The sequence below is a fragment of the Bacillus sp. AF23 genome (genome assembly GCF_020861455.1).
Taxonomy (GTDB): Bacteria; Bacillota; Bacilli; order Bacillales; family Bacillaceae; genus Bacillus; species Bacillus halotolerans.
Genome location: NZ_JAJHVY010000016.1, coordinates 105,125 through 124,666 on the forward strand (window position 1 = coordinate 105,125; position 19,542 = coordinate 124,666).

Here is a 19,542-nt window from a genome sequence, read left to right on the forward strand (position 1 = left end):
TTATGGCATCCGGCTTTTTTTATTAATCGATCACATACGTATCCACTTTTTTAATCAGATCGCTGATTTCCGGCTTGCTGATTTGCTCATCGGCGCCGACCACTTCTCCCCGGTGACGCAAATCATCTGTTATTAATGATGAGAAAATCATAATCGGCACATCAGAACTCTTCGGATTGTCTTTAAGCAGCTTTGTCAGCCTGTGTCCGTCCATTTTCGGCATTTCAATATCACTGATGATCATATCGATTTGTTCTGTTAAATCATTGCCGCTTTCGGTAAGGTTCATGATATAGTCATATGCATCTTTTCCATTCTCAAACGCTGTAATATTGTTGTATCCAGCTTCGGTTAATTCATCTTTTAAAAGGCGCATCAGAAGCGGTGAGTCTTCTACAATGATAAGCTTTTTATCAGTTCTTCTTTCATCAAAGCCCTCGGTATGCATATTGTACGTATCAACACCTGAGTCTGATTCGATATCATAGATGATTTTTTCATAATCAGGCAAAAAGATCATCGTTTCTTCCAGTTTGATAATCCCTGTGAGGTGCCGCTCCATTCCTTGATTTAGAGAAGTCGGTTTTTCAATTGCTTCCCATGAAACCCTGTGAATTTGAGAAACAGACCCGACATGGAAAACAATTTTTCGCTTATTAAATTCGGTTACGATATACTTCTCGTCTTTTGATCCCTCAGGCTCCACCCCGAAAAAGGAAAACAGGCTGATGACTGGGAGAATTTCTCCTCTTAGTTTAATCATTCCTTCTACATGCTGGTGGGAGTGAGGCACTGATGTGACCTCGACAGGCTGAATAATCTCTCTCACTTTCATGACGTTAATGCCGAAAGCATTGCCACCAACGCCAAACTTCACAATTTCTAATTCATTTGTACCAGAATCCAATAAAATTTCGTATTGTTGTAACGACAATTCAATCCCTCGCTATTCGCATTCAGTATTGTACTGTATATATCGGCGAAAATTATAAAAAATGAATGGTGAGGCTCTTCAAAATCCTATTCTGGCGACAGTTATGCTGATAACCTTAAAAAAGAAACTTTTTTCCTAATGACCATTGACTTTCCAACTGACAGTGATAAAATAGTCAAGGATTTTTCCAAAGAAGGGTGTAAATAATGGGTACTTTAGTAATATTTAAAGAAAATGAAATGACTGTTTTAGAGGATATCAGTGAAGAGACTTATCTTCATATAAAGAAAGAATCTGCTGATCTTCAAGAAGAGCATCCCCCGTACATGATTTGGCACGAAGACCTTCATTTTGACTATGGTTATTGATGAAATTGGCACATATAAACAATAATAGAACATGATACAATAAAGACAATCAAATCGCTGGTTGTCTTCTTTTTTTCTGAGAAGGAAGGTATGTTCTAGTAAATAGGCGCATACAATCGAAATATATCGGTTAAAAAGGTGACAAATGGCCAGCTAGTGGTAAAATAGGAGAAACTCATTATATATATTAAGGTGATGAATTATGGAACATTTGCTGAATCCGAAAGCCAGAGAGATTGAAATTTCAGGAATACGCAAATTCTCAAATCTTGTATCTCAACACGAAAATGTCATTTCACTTACGATCGGCCAGCCTGATTTTTTCACGCCGCATCATGTGAAAGCTGCCGCAAAAAAAGCCATTGATGACAACGTTACGTCATACACTCCAAATGCCGGCTACCTGGAATTGAGACAAGCTGTTCAGCTTTATATGAAGAAAAAAGCAGACTTCAACTATGAAGCTGAAAGTGAAATAATGATCACAACAGGAGCAAGCCAAGCCATTGATGCAGCATTCCGCACCATTCTGTCTCCCGGCGATGAAGTCATTATGCCAGGTCCGATATATCCGGGTTATGAACCTATTATCAATTTATGCGGTGCCAAGCCTGTCATTGTTGACACGACGTCTCACGGGTTTAAACTCACAGCCCGGCTGATTGAAGAAGCTCTGACTCCCAATACCAAGTGTGTCGTGCTTCCTTATCCGTCAAACCCTACCGGTGTGACATTATCTGAAGAAGAGCTGAAAAGCATCGCGGCTCTATTAAAAGGCAGAAATGTCTTCGTATTGTCAGACGAAATATACAGCGAATTAACATATGACAGACCGCACCATTCGATTGCAACACATTTGCGGGATCAAACCATTGTCATTAATGGCTTGTCAAAGTCCCACAGCATGACGGGATGGAGAATCGGATTTTTATTCGCTCCGAAAGACATAGCAAAACACATTTTAAAGGTTCATCAATACAATGTGTCATGTGCGTCCTCTATTTCTCAAAAGGCAGCGCTTGAAGCTGTGACTAACGGATTTGACGACGCCCTGATCATGAGAGAGCAGTACAAAAAACGGCTCGATTATGTGTATGACCGCCTCGTGTCGATGGGTCTTGATGTCGTAAAACCGTCTGGCGCATTTTATATTTTTCCTTCTATTAAATCCTTTGGGATGTCTTCGTTTGACTTTAGTATGGCTCTTTTGGAGGATGCTGGTGTGGCGCTTGTGCCCGGCAGCTCGTTCTCAGCGTTTGGTGAAGGATATGTAAGGCTGTCTTTTGCATACTCGCTGGACACATTAAGAGAAGGATTAGATCGTTTAGAATTATTTGTACTAAAGAAAAGGGAATCGATGCAGACGATATAAACAACGGCGTTTAAGCCGTTGTTTTATTTTTTTGGAAATGAGATTTTAAACGCTGTGCCTTTATCCGGCTGGCTGTCTACATGGATAACGCCTTGATGATTCTCAATGATATTAAATGTTACCATCAGCCCGAGCCCTGTTCCCTTTTCTTTTGTCGTTAAAAATGGTTCTCCAATACGGTTGAGCACCTTTTCAGGTATGCCCTCCCCTTCGTCCTTGACGGTAACATGAACAGAATGCTTATCCTCTGTTACGATAATGTCTACAGTGCCTCCGTCAGGCATAGATTCTACTGCATTTTTTATTAAATTAATGAATACCTGCTTCAGCTGATTTTGGTCCCCGTTTATATAAATGCTGTCTTTCTCATAACGGGTTCTGATGAAAATCCCGTTTAAATTCGCCTGGGTTTCCAGCAGCGCAGAGACTTCACCGATTAGTTTTTTCAAGTTCAAATGCTCTTTCACGGCATTCTGCTGGGGCTTTGCCAGCATCAGCAGTTCACTGAGTATTAATTCAATTCGGCTGAGCTCAGAGAATACAATGTCAAAATAATGTTCATTTCCTTCCATCGTCGGTTTCATCAGCTGTAAAAACCCTTTAATCGCGGTAAGCGGATTGCGGATCTCATGCGCGATTCCCGCTGCGAGCTGTCCTGCGATAGATAATTTTTCTGATTTAAGCATGAGTTCCTCTGTTTGTTTTCTCTCAGAAATATCACGCAGAATGACTTGGACAGCCGCTTCACCGAAAAAGGTCGTCGGAATGCAGACCATTTCCGTGTAGATGACCCTGTTCTGAAAGGTAAACCATGATTGCTTAACGATTTCCGATTCTGTTTTTTGCTCGGCAATGTTTTGGATTCTCTCTTTCACGTCCTCATGATCGCAAGGGTGGAGCTGATCGTATATATTTTTGCCGATTAAATCCTCATAGGTCGCCGCTTCAAACAGCGAAATTCCCGACTCATTCATAAACACCCATTTCCCATTATGAATCACAGCAATAGTATCGATTGAATTTTGAATCAGCAGCTGATATCGTTCACGGCTTTTTTGCAGGATGGTTTGGAATTTTTTCCTTGAAGAGATATCGATTAGCAGAAGCAGTTCAGCCTGCTGGTTTTTGTAGACGGTCGGGGACGCTTTCACTTCTAAATGAACAGGTGTGCCATCAAGCCTTTTCCACGTCTGTTCAATCATTCCGACTTCCATTCCTTTTTGCATTCGTATAATTCTGTTTTTCACGATATCATGATACTCTTCCTCAATAAATTCATAGGACCATTTGCCAATAACAGCATCCTTGCTTTTTGCTCCCAGCATGGAAAGCATCGCGCTGTTTACATAGACGATTTTGCCGCTGACACTGATGCATAGCGGGCTTGGAAGATTTTCAACTAGCCGCTCATAATCATCCGTTATATATGTAGTTGATTCCGGGTTCGCAGGCTCAATTTCATGTTTTTCGCAGGTAAGAGGCTGATGCCCGGACTCTTCTTCGAGAATCTTCATTTTCAAAATGATTTCCCGTTCCGTCCGCTCAGCTCTCGTCGTCACAATTTCTACTGCAGCCTCCACCCATACAATCGTATGATCTTTTTTAATGAAACGAAAGGTGCACGGCATCAGATGATGTTCATTATAAAAATAGCTTTCAACTAAAAATTGGTCTTCCTCATGCAGAAATGTCTTGAGGAATGATCCGATCATTTCTCCCTGAAGATAACCCAGATACAGTTTGGAGTTGGCTGATATATAAATGATGCGTCCATTAGAAGCCAAGACTGCATGAATATCGGTTTTCGTTTGAAATGGCTTAACATACTGCGTATCCTGTTCCACAGAATCCCTCCTTTGCATGATTATCATGTTCGACATTTACAGATTGACTTTTACCTAGTATGATTCGCTAGAAAATGAGTATTCTCCTTCTATTCTTATAGTGATCTCTAATTTTTGAGGAAAAGAAAGGGCACACAATCTGTCAGATGTGCACCCTGTTTTTTATTTTTCGCTATTTTTCTTTTCGAGCTCTGCGTAAGCGTGTATGGCTCTTTTGGCAATAATTTTATTGATTTTATCGTCATCATCTACTGACGGCACAACGACACTAAAGGCCACTTTTGGATTTTTCGATGGGTAATAGCCGACAAAAGTCAGATTGTATGTTTTTTTCCCCCACCAGTTGCGATTCGTGCCGTAGTAATATGTTTCTGCTGTTCCAGTTTTTCCCGACACATCTTCTGTAAAAGTATTTTTAGCTGTTCCTGAAGAGGTTACTAATTTCATACCTGTTTGCACTTGCTGTAAATCACTTTGGGAATTATTGATCTTATTCAGCACTTTAGGTTTCCTTTGCTCGATTGCCTTACCGAGTTCATCTTTTTTGCCTGGCTCATGTATGCTTGTGACGATTCTAGGCTGTACACGGTATCCTCCGTTTGCAATCACAGAAATGTACTGCGCCATTTGAAGCGGTGTGTATGTATCATATTGACCGATGGCCAAGTCTAAAATTAAGCCCCCTACAACATCAGGTGTCGTTTGCATTCCTGCAGATTCCTGCGGCAGGTCAACACCAGTCTTGACTCCAAGGCCAAACTGGCTGTAGTAATTTCTCATTTTTTGCAGATCCTTCTGATCAGCAGGAAGCGGTCCATACGGCTTATACGTTACCCCAGCTATATGCATAGCAACATTAAACATATATACGTTTGAACTTTTTTGCAAAGCCGTTAATTCATTGATGGTTCCCATATTTGTGTAAGATTTTTTTATGAGGTTCCTTCCTAAATGCATCGGCGCATCATGGAAATATTTATAATGTGGTATCCCATCCTGATAGCCCGCGAGAACGGTTGCACCCTTAACAGCTGATCCCATTTCATATTGGGTTGTAAAAGCACCGATCGCATAATCTTGAATCTTATTTGTTTCTAAATCTATCTTTTTTCCTGCCATCGACAAAATATCGCCGTTATTCGGATCCATCATCACAACAAAGGCCCGGTCAAGCATATAGTTTCCGCGCGCGCGGCTATTTCTCACTTCTTCTTCAACAATCTTTTCTACCTTTGCCTGCAGCTCCATGTCAAATGAAAGCCGAAGATCATAGCCCCTGCTGCCTTTGTCGATTGTTTTCTGGCTGACGACATTTCCTTTATTGTCTTCCACGTATTCCACTTTTTCTTTTTGAGAATTTAAATAGTCCTCATATTGATACTCCAAATAACTTTTGCCGACTCTGTCATTACTCGCATAGCCTCTCGTAACATAAAAGTCTTTCCGGTCGCTGAGCAGCCCTTGATCAGGTGTTGTGACACCTCCAAAAACGGAATAAAGTGTTTTGTCATAAGGGTATTTTCGTGTCCAATCGTTTACGACATCTATCCCCGGCAGCTCTTCTAAATGCTCAGACACAATAGAAATTTCATCATATGTTAAATCATTTTTCGGTCTTTGCGAGGAGTTTTTCTTTTCATCAAGCAATGATCCGTTTTTGCCGTTGCCGTTGCTGTCATTCGGGTCCATCGCTTTTACAATCTGAGGTTCATACGCATTCCCGCTTGAAAATCTTGTGTATATGGCCGCGGTTTGCATTTCTTCGTCATCCCGCTGGATGGCCTTCAAATCTTCAGCCGGGACGCGTTCAACTTGAAGCTTGTAAGCCTGTGTCCCCTTCAGATTGCTTTCAGATTCCTTTAACAGGCCGAGAGCTTTTTTTGGATGAGAAGCGAGCCAGTAATCACGTAAATCTCTATCCTTTAAAAATTCGGTATCAATATCGATCAAAGCGGCAAGCCGTTTAGCTGTTTTGATTTTGTCCTCTGTTTTTGTGCTTGATGTTGAGACATACACAATTTCCGGCACGCTCTGGTTCTCAACAGCCACTTTCTCGTTTCTGTCATACATCTTCCCCCGAGGCGCTGGATAATACGCTGTCTTCGCATTAGCTCTCTTAGCGTTTTCTTCATGCTGTTCACCTTCGACAATCTGAACAACGCCAAGCTTAAAGATTAATGCAGTAAATAGAACAAAGACCGCCAGGAAATACAGATTCATTCTGATTGCTCTGTTTCCTTTGCGCTTTTTCTTTGGTTCACGTCCTATTTCAGTCACTTCTGGTTACCCCTCTCAAATCATTCAATATATTTACATATACTGTTTTTAATTGTAACACCTTTGTAATAGTTGTTACAGCGAAAAGGGATAAAAAAAGTTGTCAATATTGAAATACATTAAAATATAACTAACGATTCAAAAAATAGGAAGCTATGTAACTGTGAGATAAAGTCCCTACATACGCGTTACTCGCTTGTCATCAGCGGTTCAGCGCGTTTTGATTACAAAAATGACAATCACCATTTGTCAAAGGAAAGTGATGGTTTCTTTATGACAAAAAAGCTATGTTATGATTTTTTTGTAGAAAACAAACAACTCTAGGAGGTTACGAACTAATGAAAAAAGCATTTATTTTATCTGCTGCCGCTGCGGTTGGATTATTCACATTCGGAGGCGTACAGCAAGCATCAGCGAAAGAACTCTCCTGCCAGCCTGTGGTAACGGTCAAAACGGGGAACACAGTGCAAAACCTTACACTTAAGGATGTAGTGAAAAAGCTACATATTAAAACAAATATAAAAACACTAAATGCGGCTAACGAAAAAGAGCTCGAGAAGCTTCTTCAAAAGCACGCGAAACAATCCAACATGAAGATTCAGGATGTTCAAAAGCCCGAAGCTGCAAAGCCAGCCCAAAAGGCTCCTGAAAAAGCCGCTGCTGATAAAAGCACTGCTGCTAAAGCACCGGCTACTCCTGAAAAAACAAGCAATAATACAACAACAGCTGCACCTTCATCTGTAAGTGCATATGAGAAAAAAGTTGTTGAGCTGACAAATGCAGAAAGACAAAAACAAGGTTTAAAACCGCTTCAAATTGATGAAACATTAAGCAAATCTGCACATGCAAAATCACAGGATATGAAAGACAAGAACTATTTTGATCACCAAAGCCCAACGTACGGCTCACCGTTTGATATGATGAAATCTTTCGGAATCAGCTACAAAACAGCTGGTGAAAACATTGCTAAAGGACAAAAAACACCTGAAGAAGTAGTAAAAGCTTGGATGAACAGTGAGGGCCACAGAAAAAACATTCTTAACCCTAACTTCACACACATCGGTGTCGGTTATGTTGAATCCGGCAGCTACTGGACACAGCAATTCATCGGAAAATAATAAAAAGAGATTGCCTGTTTTGGACAGGCAATCTCTTTTTATTTCACCCAAAGCTTATATATACTTTGGGTTCCGCTGTTTTCTTCTCCTTGTGCGGCAAGTTGGTCATATAATGATTTCGCAAGCGACAAGCCTGGCATTTCTTCACCCATTAATTCAGCTTCCTCTAAGGCAATTCCCATATCTTTGATAAAATGCTTTACATAAAATCCTGGCTCGAAATCACCCTTCAGCATACGCGGGGCGAGATTTGACAATGACCAGCTTCCTGCCGCTCCAGTTGTAATGCTCTTCAGAACATTTTCCGGCTGAAGGCCTGATTTTTGGGCATAAGCCATCGCTTCGGCTACACCGATCATACCTGCTGCAATCGCGATTTGATTACACATCTTTGTGTGCTGCCCGCTTCCTGCCGGCCCTTGATATTGAATATTCTCTCCCATTAAAGTGAAGATGGGCAGGCAAGCTTCAAACGCTTCTTTTTCTCCTCCGACCATAATCGCCAGTGTTCCGTTTTGCGCGCCGATGTCACCTCCTGAAACAGGTGCGTCTAAGGCAAATAATGATTTTTCTTTGGCTGCCTCCGCAATTTTTTTGGCTAACGACGGTTTGGAAGTCGTCATATCAATGAGATACGCACCTTTTTTAGCATGTTCAATAATTCCGCTGCTGCCGAAATACACTTCTTCTACATCACTGGGATAGCCTACCATTGTAATAATGATATCCGCTTCTTTCGATAGTTCTTTTACAGTGTCTTTCCACACCGCGCCTTTTTCCAGTATGCTGTCCGCTTTTTCTTTTGTCCGGGTATACACCAATACGTGATGTCCATCTTTAAGGATATGTGAAGCCATACTGTTTCCCATTACTCCAAGACCGATAAAACCGACTGTTTTTTTCAAGTAAATTCCCCCAGACGTTAGATTTCATTTAGTTAAAATTTATCATTTTCTAGACTACCATATCTAGTAATCATATAGTAGAGTCTAAAAAATAAAAAAACCCAAAACTTGAAAAAGTCCTGGGTATCCAATGTTGATTATAATGTAAATTTAGCAATAGCGTTCATAAGCTCTTGGCTTGCATGTTTTAATGTATCAGTTGAGTGTTTGACTTTCTCAAGCGTGATCAGCTGTTCATCGGTTGAGGCGTTGACTTCCTCCGCTGCAGCAGCCGATTCCTGTGATATAGCTGAGATACTTTGAATCGCTTCAGAAATGGCAAGCTGTTCTTCACTCATTCTTTGTATTTCTTCGTAAATTTGATCAATACCTTGGACAAGTGACTGCATTTCCGCGGTGATGGTGTTTAATACTTCACCAGTCTCATGAATTGCGCTGTTTTGTTCATCATTCATTTTACTTGCTTCAACCATTGCGTGAGAAGCCTCTTTTGTTTCAAGCTGAATCAGCTTCACTGTCTCACTGATATGCTTGGTGGAAAGCGCTGACTGCTCGGCAAGCTTCCGCACCTCTTCAGCCACAACTGCAAATCCGCGTCCGCTTTCACCGGCTCTGGCTGCTTCAATACTGGCATTTAAGGCAAGTAAATTGGTTTGATCCGAAATATTTGAAATCGCAGTAACCACTTCTTCAATATTCTTCGTTTGATTTTCCAAATCCAGCAGCATCGTTTCGACTTTCTTTGTTTCCGTATTGGCTTCGTTTGATTTCATCAGCAGCTGGCCGAGCGCGTCAAGCCCTTTATAGCTTGCATCCTCTGAGGATTTTGAACGTGCTTTCATGCCGCCTGCCTGATCAGCAATTCGTCTGATTTTAGCAGACAGGTTTTCTGATTTTTCGTTAATGGTCTCAACTTCTGAAGCCTGTTCCGTTGCCCCTGCTGCCACTTCTTCGATCGCTTTTGCAATTTGTCCGCTCGTTTCATTGGTTTCAGCGGAGACAGCTGTTAATTGTTCAGAGGTGTCAGACACTTTTCCTGAAGAATGTCTGACTTGTTCCACCATTTCCTTCATGTTTTCAACCATCTGATTAAAGTCTCTTGTTAACATGCCGACTTCATCCTTGGTCTTTGACTCTGCCTGTACTGTCAAATCGCCTGCAGAGACGGCCTTTGTTTTTGCAATCAGCTGCTGGATCGGCCCGGTTATTGTTTTGGCGAGGAAGTAGCTGAGAATAATCGTCACCGCCAGCGCGATGAGTGAGATGAAAAGGTTCGCCCGATTCATTTTATCTGAAATCCACATTAATTGATTTGTGTCAAATTGTGTTCCGACTTTCCATCCCGTTTCTCCAACCGTTTGATACACAATCATTTTTCCCTTTGCATCTTGTATCCCGTTTTTGTCAGATGCAATGGTTTTTAATGTTTGGTCCTTGGAGATATTTTTTCCTTGGTTTGACGGATGTGCTAAAAGATTGCCGCTTGCATCAGCTAAAAAAGCAAATCCATTGTATGGCACCTTTTGCTTATTTACCATGGTCTGGATGGAAGAAAGTTTCAGATCATAACTGGCAACGCCTATCACCTTCTGCCCGTCAAGAATTGCTTTTGAAGCTGTGACGATCATTTCTCCCGTCACGACATCTTTATAGGGTTCCGTCCAGACGACTTTATCCGGTGTTTCAGCCGCGCGCTTATACCATGGTCTAGAAACCGGATCATAATCTTCTGCAAATTCTGCTTTCGGATATGTAAACATTTCTTTTTTTGCGGTGCCTATATAGGCCATCGCCACATAATCATCGTTTTCTTTAATTTGTTTAATGTCATCATTAAACAGCCTGGCAGCTTCTTTACTTGAATTTGTCACAAACGCACGTGTTAACTCTCCATTTGCCAATCTTAACAGCGAAATGTCATAACTCTTTAACTGCAGTTCGATATTTTGTTCAAGCGAGTTTGTTACGTTTTGTGTCGTGTTTTTCCCATCCTCTGTAATCATCGGTTTTAACGTCAGGTAAGAAGAAAGCATCAAAAGAACAACTGTGACGATTAACATGATAGAAACGAAAACAGCAATCTTCATGTGAAGTTTTTTATACAAACCAATCCCCTCCTATTTTCTATATCGGCCTTTTCACCCAAAAAATGAATAATCATAAAATAAATTATATTGAAATCACAAGATATTTACTGAAAATTCTAACTATATGTGTTTCAGCAGTTTGGATTACGATATAATAAACCGCACAAGGAGAGTGATTATCATTTTTAAACAGATGTATGTCCATAATGGCATTAAATTTGAGCGGCTGACGATCAGAAATTATTTGAGAACAGACATAGAGGGCTTGCTTTCTCTTCAGAAAGAGTGTTTTCCCCCTCCATTTCCGCAGGAATTGCTGTGGTCAGAAGAACAGCTTGCCAGCCATATCAACACCTTTCCGGAAGGCGCCTTATGCGCGCTGGTTAATGGTGAGATCGTCGGTTCGATGACTTCTCTTATCGTGCATTTTGAACCCGATGCTCCCGAGCATACATGGGCGGAGACAACAGATAACGGCTATATTACATGTCATGATCCGCAGGCAAATACGTTATACGTAGCGGATATTTCGGTTTCACCGCATTACCGTAAGCTTGGAATAGGAAAATGGCTGATGAATACGATGTATGAATTAGCCGTTGAAAAGCGATTGGAACGGTTACTCGGCGGCGGACGTATTCCTTTTTATCATAAGTACGCACATGAGATCAGTGCTTCACAATATGTAGAGGATGTTATAGAAGGAAAAAAGAAAGATCCTGTACTGTCATTTCTCCTCCATTGCGGCCGTTCACCGCTCTGTATCGTCAGCAATTATTTAGACGATGAAGAATCCTTGAATTACGGGGTTTTGATGGAGTGGAAAAATCCCTTTTATGAAAAAACGAGCTGTAAAGCTGACAGCCCGTTTACGTGAAATATTCAATTTTTGCATTAGGAAAATACGTATCGATATAAGATTCAAGCGTTTCTCGAAGCACATGCTCTTCATCTTTCTGATAAATATATTTTCCGATCCCGTAGCGTCCCCATTTATAGCGCCGCTTTTCTTCATCTAACTCAAGCTTTGTTTTTGGATAATTCTTCTCAATGACTCGTTTCGCCGGCTTCGTAAATCGATGCTGAATCAATTCAAAGGTAATATCATGTCTGACATCCTGCGGCAAAGCGGCATCAAGTTTTTCAAACAGATGTCTGTATCCATCCTCCCAGCCTTCATGGATGTAAATCGGCGCAACAATAAAGCCTAACGGGTAGCCTGCTTTCGCTACTTTTACAGCCGCTTCAATCCGTTTATCGAGAGGAGAGGTTCCCGGCTCAAAATTCTTAATCACATAGTCAGCATTTATGCTGAATCTGAATCTTGTTTTCCCGTTATGTTTCGCATCCAAAAGGTGATCAACATGGTGAAACTTCGTGACAAATCTGAGCTTGCCAAGCTCACTCTGTCCAAAATGTTCAATGGCGTGCTTAAGCGTATGTGTCAAATGGTCGATGCCCACAATATCCGAGGTACATGAAGCTTCAAACCTTGTAAACTCCGGTGCACGTTCTTTCATATACTGATCCGCCTGGTCCAAGATTTCTTCGACATTTACATAGGTTCTGATATAGGGTTTTGTTCCCATTGTGGTTTGTAAATAGCAGTAATGGCAATGCCCCATACAGCCTGTCGCAAACGGGATCGCATATTCAGCTGACGGTTTTGAAGAATCAAACTTTAATGTTTTTCGGACACCGATTACTAAAGTTGATTTTGCATTACGGTATTGCTGAAGATGGTTTTTACCAGGAATATTGCGCACTTGGTTATGGGACGTCGTTTCTCTAATTTCGATGCCCATTTTTTCAAATTTATCATGTAATTCCTGTGCCAATGGATATTCCATTGCTCTCGGTTCAATATAAACGAGCTGCGGAACAAATGGGTTCTGCATGGTGCCACATCCTTTTCCTTTTCTACCGTTACTTTTCTCATAAAGCGGAAAGGATATGAGTTGTAATGTTTTCCTTGTTACTCGTACGGATCGATATCAAATAATTCTTTGTAAAGCGTTTTTGCTTCTTCATAGCTTGCAAAAACAGCATCATCCTCGGCAAACGGATGGTAGGTTTCAAATATAAACAGGGAAAGCTCACCCTCATGGTATGGGTGATGCACAATTTCAGCTTCCTTTATATGAGCAACATTGGCGGCGTGCGGATTTCTGTAGATGACGTAGACTGTATCTCCTGCGTTAAATTCGTTTGACATTCTATCCCTCCTAGCCATGTTATTGTGCCCCGCTGCATCCCTGATTATGAAAAAAACCAGACAGGCCGGAGGCCGTCTGGTTTTGTGCATTACTTGAATGTTTCTTTTACGAACGCGACAACTTCTTCTGTCGTGCTCATAGATAAGATTTTCTCTTTGAATGATTCAGCTTCTTGTTTAGACAATTTGCTGATTTGTGTTCTTGCCGGAAGGATAGAAGTTGCGCTCATTGAGAACTCATCTAAGCCTAAGCCAAGAAGAATCGGAATCGCAATTTCATCTCCTGCCATTTCTCCGCACATGCCGACCCATTTTCCTTCTTTATGTGCCGCTTCAATTACAAGTGTAATTAAGCGAAGGATTGCAGGGTTGTATGGCTGATACAGGTAAGATACACGTTCATTCATACGGTCAGCTGCCATTGTGTATTGGATCAAATCATTTGTTCCGATACTGAAGAAGTCAACTTCTTTAGCAAACTGATCAGCGATAACTGCAGTTGACGGAATCTCAACCATCATACCGACTTCGATGTCGTCAGATACAGTTTGTCCCGCTTTGACAAGCTTTTCTTTCTCTTCAAGAAGGATCGCTTTCGCTTCTTTGAATTCGTTAACTGTCGCAATCATAGGGAACATGATTTTCAAGTTTCCGTATGTACTTGCACGAAGCAGCGCGCGAAGCTGTGTTCTGAAGATTTCTTGCTCTTCAAGGCAAAGACGAATCGCTCTGTAGCCCAAGAACGGGTTCATTTCTTTAGGAAGCTGCAGGTAAGGAAGCTCTTTGTCTCCGCCGATATCAAGTGTCCGAACGACAACTGATTTTCCTTCCATACGCTCAAGAACCGTTTTGTAAGCGTCAAACTGCTCATCTTCTGTAGGCAGCTGATCTCTTCCCATGTAAAGGAATTCTGTACGGTAAAGACCAACTGCTTCTCCGCCGTTTTCAAGAACACCTTTCACATCATCGGGAGTACCGATATTCGCTGCAAGCTCTACATGATGACCGTCTTTTGATACAGTCGGTTCATTGACCAGCTTCGCCCACTCAGCTTTTTGAGCTAAATAAGCGTTATGTTTTTCTTCATACTCTTTTACAGTTTCCGCAGAAGGATCGATAATGACATCGCCATTAATACCGTCAACGATAACAGTCACGCCGTTTTGGATCGTGCCTGTAGCCGCTTTCGTTCCGACAACTGCAGGAATCTCAAGAGAACGCGCCATGATGGCAGAGTGAGATGTGCGTCCGCCGATATCAGTTGTGAATCCTTTTACGAACTCACGGTTTAATTGAGCTGTGTCAGACGGTGTTAAGTCTTCAGCTATAATAATAACTTCTTCTGAAATCATGCTTGGGTTTGGAATTTCAACGCCAAGCAGGTGGCCCGTTACGCGTTTTGTTACGTCGCGGATATCTGCCGCACGTTCTTTCATGTATTCATTATCCATAGATTCAAACATGGTAACGAACATAGAAGACGTTTCTTTTAAAGCGAATTCAGCGTTTACAGAATCAGAGCTGATTTTTTCTTTCACAGGATTCAGAAGCTCAGGGTCACTGAGAACTAAAAGGTGAGCAGAAAAAATATCAGCTTTATCCTGACCCAGTTCTTTCAAAGCATGCTCTTTGATTTTTTCGAGCTCTTCTTTAGAACGTGCAATCGCTTCATCAAAACGGCTTACTTCCGCTTCAGAATCAGAGATGTTTTTCTTTTCAACCGTTAAATCTGGCTCTTCAAGCCGGTACGCTTTTGCAATCGCGATGCCGGCTGAAGCACCAATCCCTTTTAATTCTTGCATTACTCGCCGAGTCCTTCGCTTTTCATTGTTTCTTCTAAAGCGTTAAGAGCATCGTTTTCGTCAGCGCCAGCAGCAGAAATTGTGATTTCAGCGCCTTTAGCGATTCCAAGAGACATAACACCCATGATTGATTTAAGGTTTACAGTTTTGCCGTTATATTCTAAATTAACGTCAGCGTCGTATTTGCTTGCAGTTTGTACAAGAACTGTTGCAGGACGAGCGTGAATTCCAGAATCTGCAGTTACTTTGAATGTTTTTTGTGCCATTTTTATCATTCTCCTTTTAACTTAAAGCTATATTACTTCACAATATTATATCATACAGCCGTACTTGTCATCTGACAAGCACAGCGTACTATATACCCTTATTTTTCAATCTTCACAATGTCTTCTTGCTCTCTGTTAACTGATCCGCTTGCCTTAATGCTGACTGTTTCTCCTTCAGCAAGGTTCGTAAATACGATCGGTGTCATCAGAGACGGTACATTCGGTTTTACTGCGTCCAAGTCAACTTCAAGAAGCTTTTGTCCAGGCTCAACGCGGTCCCCTTCTGATACGAAAGACGTAAACCCTTCGCCCTTGAGGCTGACCGTATCAATGCCGAAGTGGATCAAAATTTCTTTTCCACCGTCGGATTGCAGGCCGATTGCATGTTTTGTCGGGAAAACATTTAATATTTTTCCTCGTACCGGAGAAACGACGATGCCTTCAGAAGGAAGGATCGCAAAGCCGTCACCCATCATTTTTCCTGAGAAGACTTGGTCAGGAACATCAGTAATCGGGTGAATTTCTCCAGCAATCGGAGAAACAAAGACTTCCTCGCCAATTTCATTTTGCAGCGGTTCTGCAATGACTTCCTCAACCTGCTGCCCTACTTCTTCCTCAGCGGATGTTTTCGGTTCAGGTCTTGGTTTGCGTCCAGCGATGATGTCCTGCATTTGTGTTTTTAATCCGTCAGAACGCGGTCCGAAAATCGCCTGAATATTGTTGCCCACTTCCAGAACCCCGGAGGCGCCAAGCTGCTTCAGACGGTCTTTATCAACCTTTTTCTGATCGTTTACAGTCACACGCAGACGAGTGATACAAGCATCAAGGTGTTTGATGTTTTCCTGGTCACCCATTGCCTGCAGGATCTCGTAAGGAAGGTCGCCTGCTTCTCCTGTTTTCCCGGATGCTGCTGTTTCAGCTGAAGCATCCTCACGGCCTGGTGTTTTCAGATTAAATTTGCGGATCGCAAATCGGAATCCGAAGTAGTAAATAAGCGCAATCCCTAAACCAACAGGGATGACAAGCCACCAAGCCGTCCGGTTCGGTAAAATGCCGAAAAGGAAGTAGTCAATTAAACCGCCGGAGAATGTCATACCAATCTTAACATTCAACAGCTGCATGACCATGAATGAGAGCCCTGCAAACAAACAGTGAATCGCAAATAGGACAGGGGCAACGAATAGGAAAGAGAATTCCAATGGCTCTGTGATCCCTGTCAAGAAGGATGTCAGTGCTGCTGAACCCATAATACCTGCAACAAGTTTTTTGTTTTGCGGTTTTGCTTCATGATAAATCGCAAGCGCCGCAGCAGGAAGACCAAACATCATAAATGGATATTTACCTGTCATGAACGTACCTGCTGTTAATTGTACGCCGTCTTTAATCTGCGCCATAAAGATGCGCTGATCCCCGCGGATGATCTCTCCGGCTGCACTTTTGTAGCTGAAGAATTCATACCAGAATGGCGAGTAGAAAATATGATGCAGACCAAATGGAATAAGCGAACGTTCAATGACACCGAAAATAAATGCAGCAAGAGTTGGATTCGCTTCCACTAATCCAGTTGAAAAGGCATTCAATCCATGCTGGATCGGAGGCCAGATCACTAACATAATAAGACCCAGAATCAGTGCGGAAATTGACGTAATAATCGGTACGAAACGTTTACCCGCAAAGAAACCAAGATATTGCGGCAATTCAATTGTATAAAATTTGTTAAACAACAATGCCGCCAGCACACCGACGATAATACCGCCGAATACCCCTGTCGCCAAGGTAGGTATGCCGAGCATGTTTACATATGCCGGGTGGTTTTCAGTGAAGAACTTGGCTCTTTCGATTGAATCGGAAGGAATGGTTCCGTTTGCAAGAAGAACCGCACTCATGGATACGTTCATCACCAGATAACCGATAATTGCTGCTATCCCGGCAACTCCATCTCCGTTGGCAAGCCCGATGGCTACACCTACTGCGAAAAGAAGCGGAAGGTTATCGAAAACAATCTGCCCAGCGCTTTCCATCACACCCGCTACGAGCTGAACATTGTCATTGCTTAGGAAATGCAGGACTTGAATCATGTCCTTGTTTTGCATTGCATTCCCGATCGCAAGCAAAATACCCGCCGCAGGAAGAATCGCAACTGGAAGCATAAGCGCACGCCCGATTTTTTGGAGAACGCCGAATAATGCTTTAAACATAAGAATTGACCTCCTCTTTTTACTAGTCTGACCTTACAGCTAAAAATCATGACAACGAATTCACAGGCGTAAGTCTTCCAGTTTAACCGTTTACATTTGCCCTTTTACACAACAAAAAAGGCATGAGCAAAATAGGGTGCGCAAAAGAACGAGAATGATCTTCCCGTTTTTTCCCCTCAATCACTCATGCCTGATCGGATCAGTAACACGTTTTTAAAGGATAAACTGAATTTATGAAATTTTATTGGTTAATCGGTACAGATGAAGCGTGAGATAAACCGCTTCCGCCTCATGAACTGGTTTCTTCAATGTTTGCTGCAAGATTTTAATCAATTTCCAAGCTGTATTGTAGCATAGCGGATATTCATTTTTCAATAACAACATTAATTTTTCTGGTTCTTTAGTCGGTTCCTCTTTTTTAATTCTTTCTATTGTAAATCTGATGTGCCGGATAAGCCGTAAATAGTTGACGCTTTCCTTATTTACTTTCATTTGAAACGAGTCTTCAATCACCTCTACAAGCTGCGCCATCAGCTGAGAGTGCTTATTGACTTCGGACAGCGGGCGATTCGTCAGGGCTGAATGAATATGCAGAGCGATAAAACCGATCTCCCCTTCCGGAAGGCAGATGCCCGCTTTTTTATTGATCATTTCAATGACTTCTTTGGCAATCTGATATTCATCCGGATAAAGTGACTCCGTCTCCATTAAAAAAGGATTTTTCATATCAAAGCCCTGCTGCTGCCTTTTGATTGCAAATGCAATATGGTCAGTCAGTGCAATATGAATATGTTCATTTAGTGAACGGTTTGTCCGATTGCTAATGTGATATATGACATCGTTTGAAATATCAACAAGCTTTTCATCAACATAGTCGAGGAGCTTTTTAAACTGCTTCTGTTCCTTTTCGTCCTTTAAAATGAACATTTTATCGTACCCTTTATCTTCAATCACATCATCTTGTTTTTTTCCGAAACCAATTCCTTTTCCGATCAAAACTACTTCACTGTATTTATGATGAGAAGCAATTAATACGTTATTATTCAGTACCTTTTTCACTGTAAAGGACCCATTCACGATCCTCAGCTCCTTTGTCATTCAATACCTCATATCGTACATAACGAACGGAATGCGCGTCAAACCTTTTTTCATCCTTTCACTAAACAGTCGATCTTTCAATGAGACGGTAATCAAGAACCCTGCTTTCAATCGGCTGACCTTGAATCCTTTTTTCCAGCATGGCAAACGCCTGCTTGCCCATTTCCTTCGCTTGAATATCGATAGTTGATATCCCAAGCAATTGGCTGATTTCATGGTTATCAAAGCTTAAGATCGCAAGTTCACCCGGAACAGACACTTGCTGAGCTTTCGCTTCGAGTAAAAGCCCTGCCGATACCTGGTCATTGGCGACAAAAATAGCCGTCGGCCTTTCCCTCCAGTTGTTCCATTTATGAAAAAGCGCTTTTCCATCGTTCATTGTAATCGCTTTCTCAATCACCCATTCTTCATTGAATGTTTCTCCGATCTCTTCCAATGCTTCTTTATATGCTTTGATGCGAAAATGACTGTTCATGCCTTTTTTTCTCGCTAAGCAAATCGCTATTTTTTTGTGCCCTTTGGCGATTAAATAGTCGAGTCCGTCCCGGAATGCGGCTTGATGAGGAATGCTGATTGTGGGAAACCCGCCCTTATTTGAATTCTGACAAAGCAATATCGGCCCTTCCCACTCCTTGAGCTTGTCATCAGACAGCGCCTTCGAGCAAAAAATCAAACCGTCAACCTGGCACTGTTTTAATTGGGACAGCGCAAAGATTTCTTTCTTCACGTCATAATTTGTCTGGAATAAAGAGAGGTGAATGCCTGATTCTGCGGCAGCGTCTGAGATTCCCGCCATCAGTTCCGCAAAATAAGGAAGGCCGATCGTCGGCATCACAACACCGATCATGTTTGAAAACCCCTTCGACAAATGCACAGCGTGGACATTTCTTGTGTACTCCAACACTTCCATTGCTTCAAGCACTCTTTTTCTTTTCTCTTCACTTACATAAGGATGATTGTTTATGACTCTGGAAACCGTCGTAACGGAGACACCGGCTTTGTCTGCAATGTCTTTAATATTAGCCATAAATTCCCTTCTTTCTGATTTCCCTTGATCT

Annotated in this window: 15 protein-coding genes and 1 pseudogene; 4 read left to right on the top strand and 12 right to left on the bottom strand. The window is 41.8% G+C overall.

The window, feature by feature from the left end:
* Window positions 1–22 precede the first annotated feature (22 nt).
* A complete protein-coding gene (gene cheV / locus LNN34_RS08505; RefSeq protein ID WP_024121210.1) occupies window positions 23–934 on the bottom strand; it encodes a chemotaxis protein CheV in 912 nt (303 codons plus the stop codon).
* 206 nt (window positions 935–1,140) lie between these two features.
* Here cheV and LNN34_RS08510 point away from each other — a divergent pair, with 206 nt between their 5' ends.
* Window positions 1,141–1,302: a hypothetical protein gene (locus LNN34_RS08510; RefSeq protein WP_229043094.1), complete on the top strand. Its 162-nt coding sequence runs from the start codon at window positions 1,141–1,143 to the stop codon at window positions 1,300–1,302.
* A gap of 202 nt (window positions 1,303–1,504) precedes the next feature.
* Window positions 1,505–2,688: pseudogene (locus tag LNN34_RS08515) on the top strand (aminotransferase A).
* 9 nt (window positions 2,689–2,697) lie between these two features.
* Here the strand turns inward: LNN34_RS08515 and kinA are convergent.
* On the bottom strand, window positions 2,698–4,518 hold the full coding sequence (kinA, locus tag LNN34_RS08520; protein ID WP_024121207.1) for a sporulation histidine kinase KinA: 1,821 nt from the start codon (window positions 4,516–4,518) through the stop codon (window positions 2,698–2,700).
* Window positions 4,519–4,680: 162 nt separating this feature from the next.
* On the bottom strand, window positions 4,681–6,795 hold the full coding sequence (locus LNN34_RS08525) for a peptidoglycan D,D-transpeptidase FtsI family protein (RefSeq protein WP_229043095.1): 2,115 nt from the start codon (window positions 6,793–6,795) through the stop codon (window positions 4,681–4,683).
* Window positions 6,796–7,133: 338 nt separating this feature from the next.
* Between LNN34_RS08525 and LNN34_RS08530 the strand changes: the two genes are divergently transcribed.
* Window positions 7,134–7,913, top strand: a complete 780-nt coding sequence (locus tag LNN34_RS08530; RefSeq protein ID WP_059292873.1) for a CAP domain-containing protein — start codon at window positions 7,134–7,136, stop codon at window positions 7,911–7,913.
* Between the two features lie 38 nt (window positions 7,914–7,951).
* On the opposite strand, the gene LNN34_RS08535 is transcribed toward LNN34_RS08530, so the two are convergent.
* A complete protein-coding gene (locus tag LNN34_RS08535) occupies window positions 7,952–8,818 on the bottom strand; it encodes an NAD(P)-dependent oxidoreductase (protein WP_229043096.1) in 867 nt (288 codons plus the stop codon).
* Between the two features lie 137 nt (window positions 8,819–8,955).
* Window positions 8,956–10,923 carry a methyl-accepting chemotaxis protein gene (locus LNN34_RS08540; RefSeq protein WP_229043097.1) on the bottom strand — a complete coding sequence of 656 codons (1,968 nt, stop codon included), beginning with the start codon at window positions 10,921–10,923 and terminating at the stop codon, window positions 8,956–8,958.
* A 157-nt stretch (window positions 10,924–11,080) separates the two neighbouring features.
* Between LNN34_RS08540 and LNN34_RS08545 the strand changes: the two genes are divergently transcribed.
* Entirely contained in the window at window positions 11,081–11,782 is a 702-nt protein-coding gene (locus tag LNN34_RS08545) for a GNAT family N-acetyltransferase (RefSeq protein WP_229043103.1), read from the top strand.
* Here the strand turns inward: LNN34_RS08545 and splB are convergent.
* The 7 genes from splB to LNN34_RS08580 all read right to left on the bottom strand — a co-directional run bounded on the left by splB (window position 11,775) and on the right by LNN34_RS08580 (window position 19,511).
* Complete coding sequence (gene splB / locus LNN34_RS08550; RefSeq protein ID WP_059292876.1) at window positions 11,775–12,803, bottom strand: spore photoproduct lyase; 1,029 nt, start codon at window positions 12,801–12,803, stop codon at window positions 11,775–11,777. The two genes, LNN34_RS08545 and splB, sit on opposite strands and share 8 nt — an antisense overlap.
* Window positions 12,804–12,880: 77 nt before the next feature.
* Entirely contained in the window at window positions 12,881–13,120 is a 240-nt protein-coding gene (splA, locus tag LNN34_RS08555) for a splAB operon transcriptional regulator SplA (protein WP_044156104.1), read from the bottom strand.
* Window positions 13,121–13,209: 89 nt separating this feature from the next.
* The gene (gene ptsP, locus LNN34_RS08560; protein ID WP_059335886.1) at window positions 13,210–14,922 is read right to left on the bottom strand and encodes a phosphoenolpyruvate--protein phosphotransferase; all 1,713 of its coding nucleotides are present in this window, start codon (window positions 14,920–14,922) and stop codon (window positions 13,210–13,212) included.
* Window positions 14,922–15,188 carry a phosphocarrier protein HPr gene (locus LNN34_RS08565; protein WP_010334034.1) on the bottom strand — a complete coding sequence of 89 codons (267 nt, stop codon included), beginning with the start codon at window positions 15,186–15,188 and terminating at the stop codon, window positions 14,922–14,924. The genes ptsP and LNN34_RS08565 overlap by 1 nt, the downstream gene beginning before the upstream one ends.
* Window positions 15,189–15,286: 98 nt before the next feature.
* A complete protein-coding gene (ptsG, locus tag LNN34_RS08570; protein ID WP_044156106.1) occupies window positions 15,287–17,386 on the bottom strand; it encodes a PTS glucose transporter subunit IIABC in 2,100 nt (699 codons plus the stop codon).
* A gap of 231 nt (window positions 17,387–17,617) precedes the next feature.
* Window positions 17,618–18,484: a glucose PTS transporter transcription antiterminator GlcT gene (gene glcT / locus LNN34_RS08575; RefSeq protein ID WP_059335888.1), complete on the bottom strand. Its 867-nt coding sequence runs from the start codon at window positions 18,482–18,484 to the stop codon at window positions 17,618–17,620.
* A 61-nt stretch (window positions 18,485–18,545) separates the two neighbouring features.
* On the bottom strand, window positions 18,546–19,511 hold the full coding sequence (locus tag LNN34_RS08580) for a LacI family DNA-binding transcriptional regulator (RefSeq protein WP_229043098.1): 966 nt from the start codon (window positions 19,509–19,511) through the stop codon (window positions 18,546–18,548).
* Window positions 19,512–19,542 lie beyond the last annotated feature (31 nt).

Excerpts from the sequence above, each read along its gene's own strand:
- glcT (WP_059335888.1), bottom strand. The coding sequence starts at position 18,484 with ATGACAAAGGAGCTGAGGATCGTGAATGGGTCCTTTACAGTGAAAAAG.
- ptsP (WP_059335886.1), bottom strand. The coding sequence starts at position 14,922 with ATGCAAGAATTAAAAGGGATTGGTGCTTCAGCCGGCATCGCGATTGCA.
- LNN34_RS08530 (WP_059292873.1), top strand. The coding sequence starts at position 7,134 with ATGAAAAAAGCATTTATTTTATCTGCTGCCGCTGCGGTTGGATTATTC.
- splA (WP_044156104.1), bottom strand. The coding sequence starts at position 13,120 with ATGTCAAACGAATTTAACGCAGGAGATACAGTCTACGTCATCTACAGA.
- LNN34_RS08510 (WP_229043094.1), top strand. The coding sequence starts at position 1,141 with ATGGGTACTTTAGTAATATTTAAAGAAAATGAAATGACTGTTTTAGAG.
- LNN34_RS08580 (WP_229043098.1), bottom strand. The coding sequence starts at position 19,511 with ATGGCTAATATTAAAGACATTGCAGACAAAGCCGGTGTCTCCGTTACG.
- LNN34_RS08565 (WP_010334034.1), bottom strand. The coding sequence starts at position 15,188 with ATGGCACAAAAAACATTCAAAGTAACTGCAGATTCTGGAATTCACGCT.
- splB (WP_059292876.1), bottom strand. The coding sequence starts at position 12,803 with ATGCAGAACCCATTTGTTCCGCAGCTCGTTTATATTGAACCGAGAGCA.
- ptsG (WP_044156106.1), bottom strand. The coding sequence starts at position 17,386 with ATGTTTAAAGCATTATTCGGCGTTCTCCAAAAAATCGGGCGTGCGCTT.